The following is a 16,392-nucleotide window of genomic DNA, read 5'->3' on the forward strand; positions in this document are numbered from 1 at the left end:
TAGAGAAAGGACCAAGTTTTATTTCCTTGGTCCTTTCTTAATTGTTACGGCATTTCATCCTCTTTCGGACGATTTTTAAAAGCTTCGTGTGTCACAATATCTTCTTCTCGTTCAAACTGTCTGCTATGCTCCTTCCCCTCAACCATATTATGTTTAGGGAAGTCTCCGGGATGTCCTTGTCTCTTATGGTTAAAACCTTTGCCACGACTCATGCTTACACTCTCCTTTCGATATTCATGTTTAGTTTTCTCCATAATACTGGTTGCAATTCAAGTAATAACTTGAGAGGTCTCAAACGTTTGGAGAGATTGGGCAATCCAAAAAAATTGAAAATAATTTCCTTATTAAAATTAAATATTTTAAAAATGGATGAAACGATAGCATTGATTAAAACGTATAGTATGAAAAAGTAACTTTTATGGGGAGGGAGAGCAAATGGAACATAGGAAAGAAACAGTCGTGTCGATTTCAACATGGAAAATGCAAGTATATCTTTTTCTTTTAGCAATTGTAATGATAATAGCTGTGCAATTTGTGCATGCACTTCTTTTTGATGAGGTTGTCCTACAAATTACACTTTCCGGTCTTGGTTTGTTTACGGTTGCTATGATTATCATTGTTTGCCTGCATGAAGCAATTCATTTACTTGGATTTCGTTATATTGGTGGTGTGCCGAGGAAGGAGTTAGCCTGGGGATTCAACTGGAAGCTTGGTGTAGCCTATGCACATGCAAAGAAGTCCATTACAGTGGAAGAGATGAAAAAAGTATTGTTACTACCACTAATACCAACAGGAATTTTGCCGCTAATTGTAGGAATAGCGATGAATTTTCCTGCAATATCTGTGCTGGGTGTTTTATTAACTGTTGGCAGTTTCGGTGATCTCGTTTTATATCATAAACTTCGAAAGTTGCCTAATGATGCACTTGTTCTGGATCATCCTACGAAACCGCAATTTACTGTTTATGAGTAGAGTATGAAAAATGGTGTAAGATCTTTTTGCAGGTTAAGAGGGCAGTGATTTCCCTACTGATTGAGTTTTCAGCTTGCTGAGACGATTGAAAATACATAAACCGCAATCTTCACGGAATAATAACTATATGCTACCGATTAAAATGAAGGAGGGTACATATAGTATGACTAATCAAAATTTACATCAACAATTACAGCAAGCCAGCCAGCAAGTAAAGCAAGCTCAAGAGGCTGTCCTTCAGGCACAAGGTAAGGATATGAAATTACTGGAGCAGGCTGAACAACAATTACAGCAGGCAGAACAGGAGTTAGAAAATGCTCAGCAGCAAGCCGGAACAGAGGCAACAGAGAACGCCCAATTTCAGCAGGCTTTTGAAGAATTGCATGATGTCCGTCAGCAAGTCCAGGAAGCCCAGCAAAATATAAATGATATCTTATAAAAGATGTGAAAAGGTTTCACTGTATACCAATAAGATCCATTTGCGATAATATTATCCAATCGAAGCTCTGCGTTTAGAAAACCTTTTGTTTTCATATCCATTAGGTAAGCATAAAAATTTAAATTTGACGTAGACAAAATTTGAGAAAAACTAAGGCATTCGCCTAAATACGGCGAATGCCTTAGTTTTACTTGCTTTAGGACAGCCTTGGTGTATTCTGACCTAGAAAACCTTCGTTGTCCAATCTTCACAGTTCCAGACGTCTGTAACAATACCTTCATAAAAGTCTGGTTCGTGGGAGATAAGCAGGACACTGCCTTTGTATTCATTGATTGCCCGTTTTAGTTCCGCTTTTGCTTCAGGGTCCAAGTGATTGGTTGGCTCGTCAAGGACGAGTAAATTGGTTTCTTTGTTAATTAATTTACATAGACGAACTTTCGCTTTTTCTCCACCGCTCAACACCTGAACCTTACTTTCGATATGCTTCGTTGTTAGACCGCATTTTGCAAGAGAAGCACGTACTTCATATTGATTCAGGTGGGGAAATTCATCCCAAATTTCTTCGATGCACGTATTCTGACTTTCCTTTTTGATTTCCTGTTCAAAGTACCCGATATGGAGATGCTCGCCTTGTTGAACAGACCCCGATACAGCAGGGATTTCACCAAGGATATTGCGAAGTAATGTCGTTTTTCCGATTCCGTTGGCACCATATAAGGCGATTTTTTGACCTCGTTCCATCGTTAGATTAAGTGGTCTGGACAAAGGCTCGTCATAACCAATAATGAGATCTTTTGTTTCAAACAAGTATTTACCAGGTGTTCGAGCTTGTTTGAAATGGAATTCCGGTTTAGGTTTTTCAGCATCTAACTCAATAACATCCATCTTATCCAGCTTCTTCTGACGAGACATGGCCATTTTGCTTGTCGCTGCATTGGCCTTGTTTCGGGCAACGAAGTCTTTTAAGCTGGCAATTTCCTTTTGTTGCTTTTTATAAGCTGCTTCCAGCTGTTGTTTTTTCATTTCGTAAACACGCAAAAATTCATCATAATCCCCAGGGTAGCGCGTTAACTGCTGATTTTCCATATGGTAGATGATATTTACGACACTATTTAGGAAAGGGATATCATGGGAAACGAGAATAAAAGCATGTTCATATTCAAGTAAATAATTTTTCAGCCATTCGATGTGCTCGACATCCAAATAGTTCGTCGGCTCATCCAGCAGCAGGATGTCAGGTTTTTCCAAAAGCAGTTTAGCAAGCAGGACTTTCGTACGCTGACCACCACTTAAATCATGGACATCACGGTCTATACCAAATTCATTTAGTCCAAGCCCGTTGGCAACCTCTTCCGCTTTCGCATCGATAGTGTAAAAATCACTGTTTGTTAGGGAATCCTGAATTCTTCCTGTTTCCTCCAGAAGTTTTTCCAGTTCTTCTGGTTCTGCCGCTCCCATCTTCTCAAACAGACGATTCATTTCTGCTTCCATATCAAATAAATATTGAAAAGCTGTTCGTAAGACATCAAGAATCGTCATCCCCTGCTTTAAGACTGCATGCTGATCCAAATAGCCAACCCGTACATGCTTGGACCATTTTACATTCCCTGCATCGGGCTCTAATTTTCCGGTAATAATATTCATAAAAGTGGACTTTCCTTCTCCATTTGCTCCGATCAGTCCAATATGCTCTCCTTGTAATAAACGGAAAGAAATGTCATCGAAAATCGCACGATCCCCGAATCCGTGACTTAAGTTTTTAACGGTTAATAAACTCATGAATAAACACCTATTCCTTCTAAAAGTACATTCTTTCTTATTATAAAGGTCATGATGGAAAAGGGCTAGTGGTGATTTTTTCAATGAAGAGGCAAAAGTGAAATGACAGCATAAACTCTTATATGGAACAAAAAAATCGTTAATTATTAGTACCAATTACTAATAGTTGGTATAATCCATTATTATATGTATAATCATAGTTAACAAGAAGAGTAGAAAGGTGCGGAAATCATGTCAAAGAAAAAAATTGCCTTTGTAACAGATAGTACAGTATATTTAACAGAAGAGTTACGCGCTCATCCGGATGTATATGTGGTTCCCATTGTTGTAATATCAGAGGGGAAAGAGTATGAAGATGGGGTGAATTTATCTTCTGAAGAATTATATAACATGATTCGCAATCAGAAAGAAGTTCCAAAAACATCCCAGCCCAATGTTGGAAAATTTATAGAGCTATATGAAAAATTGAAGAAAGATTATGATGAAGCAATCGCTATTCATGTTTCATCAAAATTGAGCGGTACGATTTCAAGTTCGACAACCGCAAAGGAACAGGCTGGTTTTCATGTAGAAGCTGTTGATTCCTTCTCCCTTTCATACGCGATTACAGAACTGCTGTACAAAGGCCTGGCTTTAGTTGAAGAAGATAAGGATGCTAAAGAGATTGCTAGCGAACTTCAGGAAAAAGCGAAAACATCCAGAAATCTCATTTTACTAGGCAGCCTGGATCAATTATATAAAGGTGGAAGAATGTCGGGTGCACAGTTTTTACTGGGAAATTTACTTAAAATCAAACCGATACTTTCAATTAAACCGAATGGAGAACTGGATGTATTTGAAAAGGTTCGTTCCGAGAAAAAAGCAACTAGTAAGATCATAGCGCAGCTCAAACAGTCAAGTGAGGAAAATAAGGTTAGCCATGTTGGAATCATGCATGGGAATGAGCTGGAAAAGGCAAAAGAGCTAGAGAAGCGGATTAAAGAGGAAATTCCTGGTGTTAATACGTTGATTGGAGAATTGAGCTCATCATTAGCCGTACATGCCGGGGAAGGAACACTTGCCATATTTTGGAATTTGGAAGGTTAAATGGTAGGTTCTCTTTATTATTATAAAGAGAACCTTATTTGCATATATGAAGAAAAATAAAGTGACAGCTTGATAAAAAGAGCTTGTGGTCGGTGGGAAACCCGAAAAGCAGCCCCACCCTACCTTTTAATTACCACTCCTGAATATTAATCCCCGTACCTCCTGCAGCCCATGTCCCTTGCTTCCCAATCGTTATAGTTCATTGTTTGCAATTCTTTGTCGAATCGCGTCATTTCTTCTATAATGGAACTAGAATAAGGAGGGAAAACATGACACATAAATCAGACATTGAAATTGCCCAGGAAGCAATGCTACTCCCAATTGAAGAAATCGCTATCCGAGCAGGGATTGAGCGGAGTGATTTGGAGCTATATGGAGACGATAAAGCAAAGATTCATTATAACGCGTTGGATAAATTACAGGATAAAGAAGATGGAAAATTAATTCTTGTGACGGCAATCACACCAACTCCTGCAGGGGAGGGGAAAACCACGACTTCCGTTGGTCTTGGAGATGGTCTAACGCGGATCGGCAAAAACGCAATGATTGCAATAAGGGAGCCGTCCTTAGGTCCGGTGTTTGGAATAAAAGGAGGAGCTGCCGGCGGAGGCTACGCTCAAGTTGTGCCAATGGAAGCTATTAATTTACATTTTACGGGAGATTTTCATGCGATTGGTGCAGCGAATAATTTGCTTGCTGCAATGCTTGATAATCATATACATCAAGGGAATGAACTTGGCATTGATCCTCGTAAAATCACCTGGAAGCGTGCAGTCGATATGAATGATAGACAGTTGCGTTATATCGTAAATGGCTTACAAGGAAAAGCAAATGGTGTACCAAGGGAAGATGGGTTCGACATTACAGTGGCGTCTGAGGTTATGGCGGTTCTATGTTTATCCAACTCCATTACAGAATTAAAAGATAAGCTAAAGAAGATTATTATCGGTTATACATATGATGACAGGCCAGTAACAGCTGGGGACCTAAACGCACATGGGGCAATGGCGGCGTTGTTAAAAGATGCACTTAAGCCAAATTTAGTACAGACTTTGGAGCATACACCTGCCATTGTCCATGGAGGCCCGTTTGCCAATATTGCTCATGGCTGTAACAGCGTAATGGCAACCAAACTAGCGCTGAAATATGCAGACTATGTGGTAACAGAAGCGGGTTTTGGTGCCGATTTAGGAGCGGAAAAATTCTTTGATATTAAGTGCCGATTATCTGAAGTGCAGCCTGCTGCAGTGGTACTCGTTGCCACTATAAGAGCACTGAAAATGCATGGCGGAGTTGGAAAGAAGGAATTGGCCGCTGAAAATTTGTCAGCATTAGAAGCAGGGATACCAAACTTAATGAAACATCTGGAAAATATCCGGAATGTTCATGGAATGCCAGCTGTGGTTGCGATTAATAAATTCCCGACAGATACAGATGCAGAAATTAAGTTCATTGAAGAAAAATGCAAAGAGCTTGGTGTCGAGACCGTTCTCTCCGATGTGTGGGCAAAAGGTGGTGCTGGCGCAGAGGATTTGGCAAAAGAAGTTGTTCAACTTGCGGAAGGAGACCACGAGCATCGCTATGCATATGAACTGGAGGATTCGATTACAGAAAAAATCGAAAAGGTTGTCCAAAAGGTTTACGGTGGAAATGGAATAGAATTATCACGTGAGGCGGAAAGAGAAATTACGAAATTGGAAATGTTAGGATTTGAAAAGTTTCCAATCTGTATGGCAAAAACGCAATACTCATTTTCGGATGATCCGTCTAAGGTTGGGAGACCAACAGATTTCGATGTCACGATCAAAAATGTAAAAGTATCAGCTGGGGCAGGATTTATTGTTGTGTTGACAGGCGAGATTATGACGATGCCTGGATTGCCGAAAAAACCAGCAGCAGAACGAATTGATGTGGATGCACAGGGGCGCATTCATGGATTATTTTAAATGGTAAGGGAGCAGGTTCTCATGAATTATGAAGAAGCACTTCGCTATATTCATAGCCCAAAGTTAAATGGTATGAGATTGGGTTTAGATAATATAAAAGCATTAATGGCTGCATTAGATAATCCGCAAAAACAGCTGAAATTTGTGCATATTGCAGGGACGAATGGAAAGGGATCAGTAGCTTCCTATCTTGCCCATATTTTAACGAAAGCAGGCTATAAAACGGGGTTATTTACTTCACCCTATATAGAAAAATTTAATGAACGAATTAAAGTGAATCATGAGAATATTTCCGATGACGCCCTTGGTAAAATAACTGGTATGGTGAAAGACAGAGTAAAGTCGTTTCAGATAAGTCTAACCGAATTTGAAATCATGACGGCGATTGCTTTTCTATATTTTTATGAACAGGAATGTGATATTGTCGTGCTTGAGGTTGGTTTGGGCGGTAGGCTGGATTCCACTAACGTTATTGACAATCCCTTGCTATCGATTATTACTTCCATCAGCTATGACCATCAGGCATTTCTTGGGTCGACATTAGCTGAGATCGCTGGAGAAAAGGCAGGAATTATAAAGGAAAATAGTCCAGTGCTTCTTTATTCTCAAGAAAAAGAAGCAGAAGAAGTAATATACCGTGCAGCACAGGAGAAAGGAGCAAAAGTTTACCAGCCGGAATTTACTGCAATCACAAGGATTCAGACGGATTTGAATGGACAGGTTTTTCATTATAAAACGTACAGAAATTTACGTATCTCTTTACTGGGAGAACATCAATTGAAAAATGCGGCACTCGTTCTGGAGGCCATCCAACTGTTGAACAGTAAAGGATTGGAAGTGAGTGAGAATGCTTTAAGGGACGGATTAACAGAAACAACTTGGCCAGGGCGCTTTGAAATCATCCATCAGCATCCAACCGTCGTGATTGATGGAGCCCATAATATTGACAGTATAAAGGCTTTAGTAGATAATTTAACAAAGTATTTTTCCGATAAAAGAATCATAGCGATTGTCGGAATTTTAAAGGATAAGGATGTAGACCAGATTGTAGGAGAAGTATCATCGGTTGTGGATACTTTTATAACAGTTACTCCAGATAGTCCAAGAGCGATGAAGGCTGAAGTTTTGGCTGATTTTTTAAAAGAAAAGAATCTGCATGCAGTATCCAGTCGTACCTATGATGAAGCAGCGGATTTGGCACTTAAGCAAGCTGGGGAAAATGATGTGATTTGTGCATTTGGATCCTTATATTATATCGGAGCAATTCGAGGTATCTTTACATCAGAAATATTTGCAGGAAAGTTTGCAAAGGATTAACTTTCTTCCTGTATTAAGGCATAAAAACATGGTGTTCGTTATGTTTACTAAAAAGAAATGAGGCTTTAAATATGGATAAAGAGAAGATTGCATCAGCGGTAAGACAAATTTTAGAAGCAATTGGGGAGGACCCGGACAGACAAGGGTTATTGGATACACCAGAACGGGTTGCGAAAATGTATGAGGAGGTATTTTCGGGACTTTCAAAAGATCCTGCTGTACATTGCGAAACCGTATTTGAGGAGCAGCATGAGGAAATGGTGCTTGTTAAAGATATTCAGTTTTCATCGATGTGTGAGCATCACTTGGTTCCGTTTATTGGTGTTGCCCATATTGCCTACATTCCGAAAAATGGCCGGGTGATTGGGTTAAGTAAGATGGCAAGAATTGTGGATGACATCAGCAAACGGCCACAATTACAGGAGCGAATTACAAAATCGGTTGCAGATTTGCTCATGGAGGAATTGGATCCAGTAGGCGTGATGGTTATTTTGGAAGCGGAGCATATGTGCATGAGTATCCGCGGAGTGAAAAAGCAGGGGTCCAATACGGTAACGAGTGCTGTTCGTGGATCCTTCAGAAAGAACAGCAAATCGAGAAATGAAGTGTTGTCGTTAATTGGTAAATAGAATGGTTTTGGGGGGATTACTCTGAATAAAACAGAACTTCGAGAGTCGGTTATTTCGAAATTAAAAGGCTTATCCAGAGAAGAGAAGCAAAGAATAGAAGAGCGATTGATGCAGCAATTAATTGACTCTAGTTTGTGGGCTAAAGCCGGGGTGGTTGGGATTACGGTTTCCCAAGGGTTTGAATGGAATACACGGCCTATCATTGAAAAAGGGTGGGAACAGGGAAAAACAGTCTGTGTTCCCAAATGTTTCCCAAAAGATAAGAGCATGGAATTCTATCGATTGGATAATTTTGATCAGTTGGAAACGGTGTACTACAATTTGCTGGAGCCAAAGCCTGAGGCAACGGAAAAAGTGGATAAAAATACAATGGATTTGTTAATCGTACCTGGAGTACTTTTTGATAAGAAGGGGTATCGCATTGGTTTTGGCGGTGGGTATTATGACCGGTTTTTGAGGGACTTTGAGAATGAAACAATATCATTGGCTGCTCGTATGCAATTGGTGAAAGAGGTGCCCACCGAAGAATTTGATTTGCCTGTGAGATGTGTGATTTCGGAGGATGGTGTTGTGTAAAATCCATTAAAACGGTTTGAATATAGATTATAGTTGTATAAGTTAAAACTAATAGAAATAACAAATGGACAATTAGCAGAATTATTTGATAAATGTGATTGGAATATGGATAATAATAAGTGAAACTTGATTTATCATATTGTAATTATGACGGGAAGACAAGATTTTTAGTTTAGGTGCGAATATATAGTTAACATAGATTGCTAGTGGGTTTCGCACCTAATATTTTTCAAAATTCATTGGAAAGTTCTTTAATTTATATGTTTTATTCTTGTTTTCATTAAGAAAATGGCGATTTTTAATAAAAAATAGCTTGATTTTTGTATATTTTGTGTAAAAAACACTGTCGCATCCATTATGGTGCGTGGATTGAATTTTTTAGACCAGATATAGACATGCACAGAATCGAGGAAAACCCATGCAATTTACGATTAAAAACATGACAGAAAACTATGCGATTGAGGTGCTTTGTTGGAAATACGAGAAGCCATATGACTTTTATAATAATGTATTAACCAGCGGTGCAATCATGGAGTTATTAACGTATAAATATTATGTAGTGTTAGATGATTATAACTCTTTAATTGGTTATTTTTGTACCGGCAGACCAGCACAAGTTCCAGCGGGCGATGGGCATGGTGCCTATAAAGAGGATTGCATTGATGTTGGAATAGGTATGCATCCGGAATTAACAGGAAAGGGAAAAGGATCTGTCTTCTTTTCAAATGTTCTACGCTTTTTAAAAGAAAAACATAGAGGAAAGGATATTCGGTTAACGGTAGCTACCTTTAACACAAGAGCCATTCGACTCTATGAAAAGGTTGGTTTTGTTAGGGATTTTACATTTATGAGCGACGATGTCGAATTTATTACAATGAAAAAAGTAGTAAAGAAGTAAGGTTTTTATATTAAAGATCTAAGGGATATTTTCTGTCTACCTTGATGCGTTTATTGCTTTATATCAGTAAGTATTTGTGTCGTGAAGTATTGGAATCTAGTAATGAGTAATGGCGGAGAAGGTGGGATTCGAACCCACGCGGCGGTTGTCCGCCCTAATGCATTTCGAGTGCATCCCCTTCAGCCGGACTTGGGTACTTCTCCAAGATGAAAAGTGGGGAGTTGAACCTCCCCGGATGACTGTGTCTAGTAAAATATTATAAAAAAGAAATGAAAATTTGTCCATCCTGCTGCCTACATTATCACTCAACATTCGACAAAATTCGGGAAGTAACAGGCACCATTAGTCCATATGGGCAAATTTTAGGTTTGTATCAACTTGTCCGTGAATTCGTTCTGTTAATATATCCACACCTTGGAGCCACTCATCGAAATCAAAAATAATCGGTTCTTGATTTCCTCCTAATGCAAACCAGGCCTTCTTCTCTTTAGGAAGATATGCAGATGTATGAATCGTGCCTGCCCAATTTTTATATTCTTTAGAGAACACTCCTTTATCCGTATCATTCATTATTCGGAATGCCTTATAGACATCTGTAGCTTGGTCTTTCTGGTTAATCATGGCGTTTAATCGACTGAAGGAGTCATCTAAAAATCGTTTGTTCTCATCCTTTTGAATTTCGAAATGATTAGTGCACGCTCTTGACTGACGAACTTCTACAGATCGTGGACTTGCTTCTACAATATATGTTTCTTCCTTTTTGTCTAATAAGATATAGCTAAAAGAATGGCGATGCGGAATTTCTTTTAAAAGGGATAAGGCATCTTCTACGTTAGTGCAAGTCTCCAAAATCATTCGGCCAATCATGTGGCAAATAAAGCCATCACCGGGTTTTTTCCGATGTATGGAGTTATAGCCCATCACAAGTCCCTTCTCATTCATTCCATCCATTCGTCCTGTTACTCGCTGCTGGGGGCCGATTACCGCAAATCCAACATCACTTGGTTGAAAAAAACTATATCTCCCCTCATAAGTTTTTGGATGATAATCATAATTGCGTACCATGTAATTCTTATCTGTAAATACTGAGCAGCCACTAGGCTCCGTCTCTATTCTGTAACCACCGAAATCACGCAATATTTCCTCCATAGGCTCCTCTAGGGCATCATGCAATCCTTCGAGTTCCTCCCAAATTCCAGGAGCAAACTTCATAAGTATATTTTTTGTTTCCGCTGTATTTACGGTGAAACGGGGACGTCTTAACTTCCAAGCCCTTTTTCTGTTTTTAACTACCAAAGAACCCCTTATCTGTTTTCCCTGTATGTAACCAAAATCATAATGGCTGCCACGAAATTGAATGATTTCACTGTATATTTGCTTCACTATTCTCATCCTCTAATATAATGTCTAATAACGATTCTACATCTTTTTTTATCTTATGAAAATGATTTTGTACTAAACGTGAAATTAACAATATTCATACTTATAAAAGATTCTCTGATGGTTCATCCTTATAAGTGTGAACAAATCATGACACCTTTTGAGATAGGAAGATTTTTAGAGAAAAATGGTTTAAAATCAATCTGAAGAATTTGTTAGGAGGATAAACAAAATGCAAAAGGCCGTGTTCGAATTAGAACCATTAGCATGCCCGTCATGTATAAACCATATTGAAAACACACTGAATACAACAAAAGGAATTTACTCTGCAAGTGTATCATTCAGTTCAAAAAGAGTAGAGACACAATTTGATGAAAAGCAAATTGAAGTGAAACAAATAGAAGAAGTTATAAGTGAGCTAGGATATCCGGTATTATTGGCTAAATAAACTTAAGACGATACTGAGGCAGCCTTCATTAAGGAGGGCTGCCTTTTTGGTTTTTTCATATTAAGGGAGTAGAGTATTTCAGTTGGTTTTCCTAGCTCCTAAATATCCAGTCAAGAGAGCCGCAGTATTTTGTCTCATTGAAAGACATTAATTTCATCTTCACATGGAATCATTTAGATACTTTTCTTACTCGATCTCTAATGGTCATCTAATAAACGTAATCATTATGATTTTAGGATTGCATATAAATTTTAATAAGTCCATAAAAGAACAGAGAAAGTATAGGTGTGCTGTCAATGGTTTTTATTTTTAAATTATGAAATATTTTATAAAAATCGTAATGATTACTGTTTACAAATCGTAACGATTACGATACGATATAAAAAGTTTAACTTACGGATTTTTCTATAAAATTTTTAACCACTAAACTACGATGAAACTGCTTTGTTGCATTAAAAATCCGAAACTTACGAAAAAAGCCAAATGAAAAAACATACATAGGAAAGGAAGAGGGAAATGAGAATAATTAAAGCACTTATCACTTTATTTTTTGTAGGAATGATAACTGTCGGTTGTACATCAGGCAATGAAGTAGCGACGGATGCTGAAGAAACTGCTTTAACCGTATATACGACTATATACCCAATTCAATATGCGGTTGAACAAATTGGTGGGGATACCGTTAAAGTGAATGCTGTAATCCCACCAGGGGGAGATGCACATACAGCTGAGCTTACACAAAAAGACATGACCTCCATTGCAGAAAGTGATGCATTTATCTATTTGGGAGCAGGAATGGAAGGATTTGCAGAAACTGCTGCTGGTGCCTTAGCGTCTCAAAAGGTAAAATTAATAGAGATTGGAAAACATGATGAGCTTTTCCATGCAGATGAAGAAGGTCATACAGAAGAGTTGCATGACCATGAAGAGGAAGAAGGCCATATAGAAGAATTGCATGACCACGAAGAGGAAGAAGGTCATACAGAAGAGTCGCATGACCACGAAGAGGAAGAAGCCCGTACAGAAGAATCGCATGATCATGAAGGGGAAAAAGATAACACAGAAGAGTCGCATGACCATGAAGAGGAAGAAGCCCATACAGAAGAGTCCCATGATGGCCATTATCACGGGGATTATGATCCGCATATTTGGTTAGACCCATTACGTATGGTTGAAGTAGTGGAAATTATTAAGGATGAACTTATTACCTTAAACCCTGAAGAGGAAGCTATTTATAATGAAAACTTTGAGACATTAGAAGCGAATTTAATCGCACTGAATGACCAATTTACGGAAGTATTAGGGGAGAAAGAAAATAAACAAATTCTAGTATCCCATGCTGCATTTGGATATTGGAAAGAACGCTATGATATAGAACAGATAGCAGTAAATGGTTTGTCAACGGAAAACGAACCATCACAAAAGGAATTAACAGAAATAATTGATCTAGCAAAAGAATATAATCTTGAATATATTCTGTTTGAACAAAATAGTTCAAATCGAGTATCAAAAATAATACAGGATGAAATTGGCCTGAAGGAATTATCGATTCATACGCTACAAGTATTGACAGATGAGGATTTAAACAATAAGGAAGACTATATTTCAATAATGAAGCATAACTTAGAAGTGCTTGATAAAGCAACTAAATAACCGCTTATTACTCTCTTATCACTGTAATCATAGTGGTTAAGGAGATAAGGAATCTTTTTAAAATCCTTGTAAAGATAATGTGTGAACTGCTGTAAAAAAGTCTTAAAATGAAGCAAGATTCTTATGCTCGTAATAAAATCCATTCATTAAAAAATTGAATGAGAGCTTTTAAGAAACGACTAACTGCATCTAAAACAAAGAATGCTCAACCCCTTTGAACAAAAAGGTTTGATCATTCATTTGTGCTAGTGCTGGTGAAAGGGAAAATACACGTCTGATAAAACTTGTAAATATACCCATTTAAAGAAACAAACGTCACTTGATTTGAAGGTTATTATTTGAAATAATATATTTATAAATTAAAAGAATATACATATGGAGGAATACATGTATGAAAATTGTAGCAATGGTAGGTAGTAATCGTAAGGAATCTTACAATATGAAATTAGTGAAGTATATGCAAAACAGATATGCGAACAAGGTGGAAATTGAGATTTTGCCAATTGGTCAGCTTCCATTTTATAATCAGGATGATGAGTTAAACCCTCCTGAACTTGTAAAAGAAATTAGAGGGAAAATTAAAGAGAGCGATGGAATTTTATTCGCAACACCAGAATACAATGCATCTATTTCCGCTATTCTAAAAAATGCTATAGACTGGTTTTCTAGAGTAGAAACTGTATTAGTGGATAAACCTGCGATGATTGTAGGAGCATCCATGGGAGCATTAGGTACGGTGAAAGCTCAATTACAGCTTCGTCAAATCCTAAATGCAGCCAATGTTTCCACAAGAACCTTACCAGGAAATGAAGTATATGTAGGATCAGCTCATGAAAAAATAGATGATTTTGGAAACCTGACAGATGAAGCAACCATTCAGTTTATTGATTCTGTAGTAGATAACTTTGTTGAATGGATCGAAAAATCAGTTGCTTATGAAAGTGCATATTAAATAAGGAAAATGGAAAATTTTAGACGACTCAAACTTTTAATAGTAGGGTCGTCTTTTTCATGCTATATTTTAAATTTGGTATTTGAGTGAGAATGCTAAAATGTCATGGGGCTAAACAATCTTATTTCGATTCCTTCATCCGTAATTTCCCTCTTCCCTTTTGGAATTAACAATATAAAACCTATCAACTAAAAAATTATTTCTTCAAAAAATACATTTTCTATACATTTTCAGATTTTTCCAGGGAATACTACCGAATGTAAAAAATTAACTTACATAGAAAGGTGTGTATTCAACATGAGAAAAAGCGTTATTTTAACAGTGGCTTTAGCACTATTCCTTGGGCTAACCACACAAATGCCATATGCTTCGGCAGAAACAAAGGATCCAGTTTTTGATTCGGTATGGGGATCGAAGGATAAAAAAGAAGAGAAACAGGAACATCATGGACACTTCCAAAGTGATGCAATGGTGAAATTGCATGCAAGAGAACTCGGGATTGAAGTGGAAGGCAAAGATATCGAAACATTAAAGGAAGAGGTTCATGAAGCTTTTGTTAAGAAGGCTGCTGATGAATATGGTATTGAGTCAGAGGGTAAGGAATTAGATGCACTTGAAGAGGAAGTTCGCCAGGCAAAAGTGATGAAGAAAGCGGAAGATCTTGGTATTGCAGTAGAAGGGAAGGACCCTAAGGCGCTTGCTAAAGAAGTTCATGAAGCGAAATTAAAACAAAAAGCGGATGAAATGGGAATTTCCGTGGATGGAAAAGACCATAAAGAGCTTAAAAAAGCAGTAATGGAAACGAAATTGAAAAATGAAGCAGATGCATTAGGCATTTCAACGGAAGGAAAAGATTTGCATGACTTAGCTAAAGAGGTACAGGAAACAAAAGTAATGCAAGCAGCAAATCAACTTGGAATCGATACGGAAGGGAAGGGCGCAGAGGAAGTATTGGATGAGATTGTGACAGATTATTATGATGAAGCAAAGAAACAGAAAGTCTACCCATTTGAAGAAGATATGCATTAGAAACCAGCTGCAGAAAGCTTGGAATCCCCTTGATTCCAAGCTTTCTTTTCTATAAAGGGAATCTTCAATCATCATGCAGCCACTTATCATTCTTGAAGTATCCCGAACAACTTCCCGTTAAGGTTCTTACAGCCAGTTATTTACGTTAAAAAAATAATCACCAAAAAATGCAAATTTAGAATATTTCATAGAATCCAAGAGTATTTATAAAGATATATAAGGATTTTTGGGTTTTGATGCCTATAAGCCCAGATAATCCGAGTTTATTCGGAAATATAAGCGAAAATTAAATTTTCTAAAAAATCAACAATCTGTTAACATTAAATATGTTAGTTTTTCTGACAATTATCCATTCAGAAAAACGCAATAATTGAAGGGGGTTTTTTTATGAGAAATAGAAAATGGAAATTAGGTCTAACTTTATTCATAACTCTAGCCATGGTTTTATTCCTTGCAGCATGTGGAGGTAATGAACCATCTTCTGGTGATGATGCAGATACAAGTGGTGAAGGAAACTCAAGTGAGGAGACAAGCGCCAGTGAAGGGGAATTAGAAGATACGTATACGGTCGTAAGTGATACATCCTTTGTTCCATTTGAATTTCAGGATGAAAATGGAGAGTACACGGGCTTTGATATTGAACTTATTCATGCCATTGCAGAAGAAGCTGGTTTTGAAATTGATTTAGAGACAACTAATTTTGATGGGATTATTCCAGGTTTGCAAACCGGTCAATTTGATATAGCTATTGCAGGTATTAGCATTACAGAGGAAAGAAAACAAGTTATTGATTATAGTGATCCTTACTATGAGTCTGGTTTAGCTATTGGTGTTGCTGTGGATAATGATGAGATTAATGGATTGGAAGATTTAGAAGGAAAAACAGTTGCAACTCGTTTAGGTTCTACAAGTGCCGCATTTATTAAAGAAAATATTGAAGGTGCCAAACCAAACGAATACGAGCAACTTGACCAAGCCTATTTAGCGGTGGAGAACGGCAGTGCAGATGCGATTTTATATGATGCTCCAAATGTTAATTACTACATTAAAACTACGGGCGACAACCTAAAAGTAGTTGGTGACTTGTATCAGGCGGAGGATTATGGAATTGCTATTACAAAAGGTAAAGAAGAATTAGTAACAGCGATTAATGACGCATTAGCAGAATTAAGAGAAAATGGAACGTATGACGAAATTTATAAAAAATGGTTTGGTACGAAACCGGAATAATAATTTTATAGACAATCATAGAGGTATGCTTCGAGACAAATAAAATCCAAATAAGGCT

General features: G+C 37.7%; 16 protein-coding genes and 1 tRNA gene. 13 read left to right on the forward strand and 4 right to left on the reverse strand.

The window, feature by feature from the left end; genetic code table 11:
* Positions 1–44: 44 nt before the first annotated feature.
* Positions 45–212, reverse strand: coding sequence for a hypothetical protein (locus GMJ66_RS20365; protein WP_197046580.1), 168 nt, complete (start codon positions 210–212; stop codon positions 45–47).
* A 223-nt stretch (positions 213–435) separates the two neighbouring features.
* Here GMJ66_RS20365 and GMJ66_RS02080 point away from each other — a divergent pair, with 223 nt between their 5' ends.
* Together GMJ66_RS02080 and GMJ66_RS02085 are read left to right on the forward strand one after the other, a co-directional pair.
* A complete protein-coding gene (locus GMJ66_RS02080; RefSeq protein ID WP_156288694.1) occupies positions 436–972 on the forward strand; it encodes a DUF3267 domain-containing protein in 537 nt (178 codons plus the stop codon).
* A 163-nt stretch (positions 973–1,135) separates the two neighbouring features.
* A complete protein-coding gene (locus GMJ66_RS02085; protein WP_156288695.1) occupies positions 1,136–1,411 on the forward strand; it encodes a hypothetical protein in 276 nt (91 codons plus the stop codon).
* A gap of 222 nt (positions 1,412–1,633) precedes the next feature.
* On the opposite strand, the gene GMJ66_RS02090 is transcribed toward GMJ66_RS02085, so the two are convergent.
* Complete coding sequence (locus tag GMJ66_RS02090; RefSeq protein ID WP_156288696.1) at positions 1,634–3,190, reverse strand: ABC-F family ATP-binding cassette domain-containing protein; 1,557 nt, start codon at positions 3,188–3,190, stop codon at positions 1,634–1,636.
* Positions 3,191–3,421: 231 nt separating this feature from the next.
* Between GMJ66_RS02090 and GMJ66_RS02095 the strand changes: the two genes are divergently transcribed.
* The 6 genes from GMJ66_RS02095 to GMJ66_RS02120 all read left to right on the forward strand — a co-directional run bounded on the left by GMJ66_RS02095 (position 3,422) and on the right by GMJ66_RS02120 (position 9,642).
* Positions 3,422–4,276 carry a DegV family protein gene (locus tag GMJ66_RS02095; RefSeq protein WP_156288697.1) on the forward strand — a complete coding sequence of 285 codons (855 nt, stop codon included), beginning with the start codon at positions 3,422–3,424 and terminating at the stop codon, positions 4,274–4,276.
* Between the two features lie 269 nt (positions 4,277–4,545).
* Positions 4,546–6,222 carry a formate--tetrahydrofolate ligase gene (locus tag GMJ66_RS02100; RefSeq protein WP_156288698.1) on the forward strand — a complete coding sequence of 559 codons (1,677 nt, stop codon included), beginning with the start codon at positions 4,546–4,548 and terminating at the stop codon, positions 6,220–6,222.
* Between the two features lie 21 nt (positions 6,223–6,243).
* Entirely contained in the window at positions 6,244–7,539 is a 1,296-nt protein-coding gene (locus GMJ66_RS02105; protein WP_156288699.1) for a bifunctional folylpolyglutamate synthase/dihydrofolate synthase, read from the forward strand.
* Between the two features lie 71 nt (positions 7,540–7,610).
* Positions 7,611–8,168, forward strand: coding sequence for a GTP cyclohydrolase I FolE (gene folE, locus GMJ66_RS02110; RefSeq protein ID WP_156288700.1), 558 nt, complete (start codon positions 7,611–7,613; stop codon positions 8,166–8,168).
* A 21-nt stretch (positions 8,169–8,189) separates the two neighbouring features.
* Positions 8,190–8,744, forward strand: coding sequence for a 5-formyltetrahydrofolate cyclo-ligase (locus GMJ66_RS02115; protein WP_156288701.1), 555 nt, complete (start codon positions 8,190–8,192; stop codon positions 8,742–8,744).
* Positions 8,745–9,162: 418 nt separating this feature from the next.
* Complete coding sequence (locus GMJ66_RS02120; protein ID WP_156288702.1) at positions 9,163–9,642, forward strand: GNAT family N-acetyltransferase; 480 nt, start codon at positions 9,163–9,165, stop codon at positions 9,640–9,642.
* A 110-nt stretch (positions 9,643–9,752) separates the two neighbouring features.
* Here the strand turns inward: GMJ66_RS02120 and GMJ66_RS02125 are convergent.
* Both GMJ66_RS02125 and GMJ66_RS02130 read right to left on the reverse strand, forming a co-directional pair.
* Positions 9,753–9,845 (reverse strand) — tRNA-Ser (locus GMJ66_RS02125).
* Positions 9,846–9,984: 139 nt separating this feature from the next.
* Positions 9,985–11,025 (reverse strand): C45 family autoproteolytic acyltransferase/hydolase, encoded by a 1,041-nt coding sequence (locus GMJ66_RS02130; RefSeq protein ID WP_156288703.1) that lies wholly within the window; start codon positions 11,023–11,025, stop codon positions 9,985–9,987.
* Positions 11,026–11,254: 229 nt separating this feature from the next.
* On the opposite strand from GMJ66_RS02130, the gene GMJ66_RS02135 reads away from it, so the two are divergent.
* From GMJ66_RS02135 to GMJ66_RS02155, 5 genes are all read left to right on the forward strand, one after another.
* Complete coding sequence (locus GMJ66_RS02135; RefSeq protein ID WP_156288704.1) at positions 11,255–11,470, forward strand: heavy-metal-associated domain-containing protein; 216 nt, start codon at positions 11,255–11,257, stop codon at positions 11,468–11,470.
* A gap of 516 nt (positions 11,471–11,986) precedes the next feature.
* Positions 11,987–13,123, forward strand: a complete 1,137-nt coding sequence (locus GMJ66_RS02140; protein WP_156288705.1) for a metal ABC transporter solute-binding protein, Zn/Mn family — start codon at positions 11,987–11,989, stop codon at positions 13,121–13,123.
* Positions 13,124–13,514: 391 nt separating this feature from the next.
* Positions 13,515–14,075 carry an NADPH-dependent FMN reductase gene (locus tag GMJ66_RS02145; protein ID WP_156288706.1) on the forward strand — a complete coding sequence of 187 codons (561 nt, stop codon included), beginning with the start codon at positions 13,515–13,517 and terminating at the stop codon, positions 14,073–14,075.
* 297 nt (positions 14,076–14,372) lie between these two features.
* On the forward strand, positions 14,373–15,104 hold the full coding sequence (locus GMJ66_RS02150; RefSeq protein ID WP_156288707.1) for a hypothetical protein: 732 nt from the start codon (positions 14,373–14,375) through the stop codon (positions 15,102–15,104).
* Positions 15,105–15,491: 387 nt separating this feature from the next.
* The gene (locus GMJ66_RS02155; RefSeq protein ID WP_156288708.1) at positions 15,492–16,334 is read left to right on the forward strand and encodes a transporter substrate-binding domain-containing protein; all 843 of its coding nucleotides are present in this window, start codon (positions 15,492–15,494) and stop codon (positions 16,332–16,334) included.
* The last annotated feature ends 58 nt before the right edge of the window (positions 16,335–16,392 follow it).

The sequence above is a fragment of the Oceanobacillus salinisoli genome (assembly GCF_009733865.1).
Lineage (GTDB): Bacteria > Bacillota > Bacilli > Bacillales > Amphibacillaceae > Oceanobacillus > Oceanobacillus salinisoli.

What these genes read in the sequence shown, in the direction of transcription:
- GMJ66_RS20365 (WP_197046580.1), bottom strand. Translation starts at nt 212, where the DNA reads ATGAGTCGTGGCAAAGGTTTTAACCATAAGAGACAAGGACATCCCGGA.
- GMJ66_RS02080 (WP_156288694.1), top strand. Translation starts at nt 436, where the DNA reads ATGGAACATAGGAAAGAAACAGTCGTGTCGATTTCAACATGGAAAATG.
- GMJ66_RS02085 (WP_156288695.1), top strand. Translation starts at nt 1,136, where the DNA reads ATGACTAATCAAAATTTACATCAACAATTACAGCAAGCCAGCCAGCAA.
- GMJ66_RS02090 (WP_156288696.1), bottom strand. Translation starts at nt 3,190, where the DNA reads ATGAGTTTATTAACCGTTAAAAACTTAAGTCACGGATTCGGGGATCGT.
- GMJ66_RS02095 (WP_156288697.1), top strand. Translation starts at nt 3,422, where the DNA reads ATGTCAAAGAAAAAAATTGCCTTTGTAACAGATAGTACAGTATATTTA.
- GMJ66_RS02100 (WP_156288698.1), top strand. Translation starts at nt 4,546, where the DNA reads ATGACACATAAATCAGACATTGAAATTGCCCAGGAAGCAATGCTACTC.
- GMJ66_RS02105 (WP_156288699.1), top strand. Translation starts at nt 6,244, where the DNA reads ATGAATTATGAAGAAGCACTTCGCTATATTCATAGCCCAAAGTTAAAT.
- folE (WP_156288700.1), top strand. Translation starts at nt 7,611, where the DNA reads ATGGATAAAGAGAAGATTGCATCAGCGGTAAGACAAATTTTAGAAGCA.
- GMJ66_RS02120 (WP_156288702.1), top strand. Translation starts at nt 9,163, where the DNA reads ATGCAATTTACGATTAAAAACATGACAGAAAACTATGCGATTGAGGTG.
- GMJ66_RS02135 (WP_156288704.1), top strand. Translation starts at nt 11,255, where the DNA reads ATGCAAAAGGCCGTGTTCGAATTAGAACCATTAGCATGCCCGTCATGT.
- GMJ66_RS02140 (WP_156288705.1), top strand. Translation starts at nt 11,987, where the DNA reads ATGAGAATAATTAAAGCACTTATCACTTTATTTTTTGTAGGAATGATA.
- GMJ66_RS02145 (WP_156288706.1), top strand. Translation starts at nt 13,515, where the DNA reads ATGAAAATTGTAGCAATGGTAGGTAGTAATCGTAAGGAATCTTACAAT.
- GMJ66_RS02150 (WP_156288707.1), top strand. Translation starts at nt 14,373, where the DNA reads ATGAGAAAAAGCGTTATTTTAACAGTGGCTTTAGCACTATTCCTTGGG.
- GMJ66_RS02155 (WP_156288708.1), top strand. Translation starts at nt 15,492, where the DNA reads ATGAGAAATAGAAAATGGAAATTAGGTCTAACTTTATTCATAACTCTA.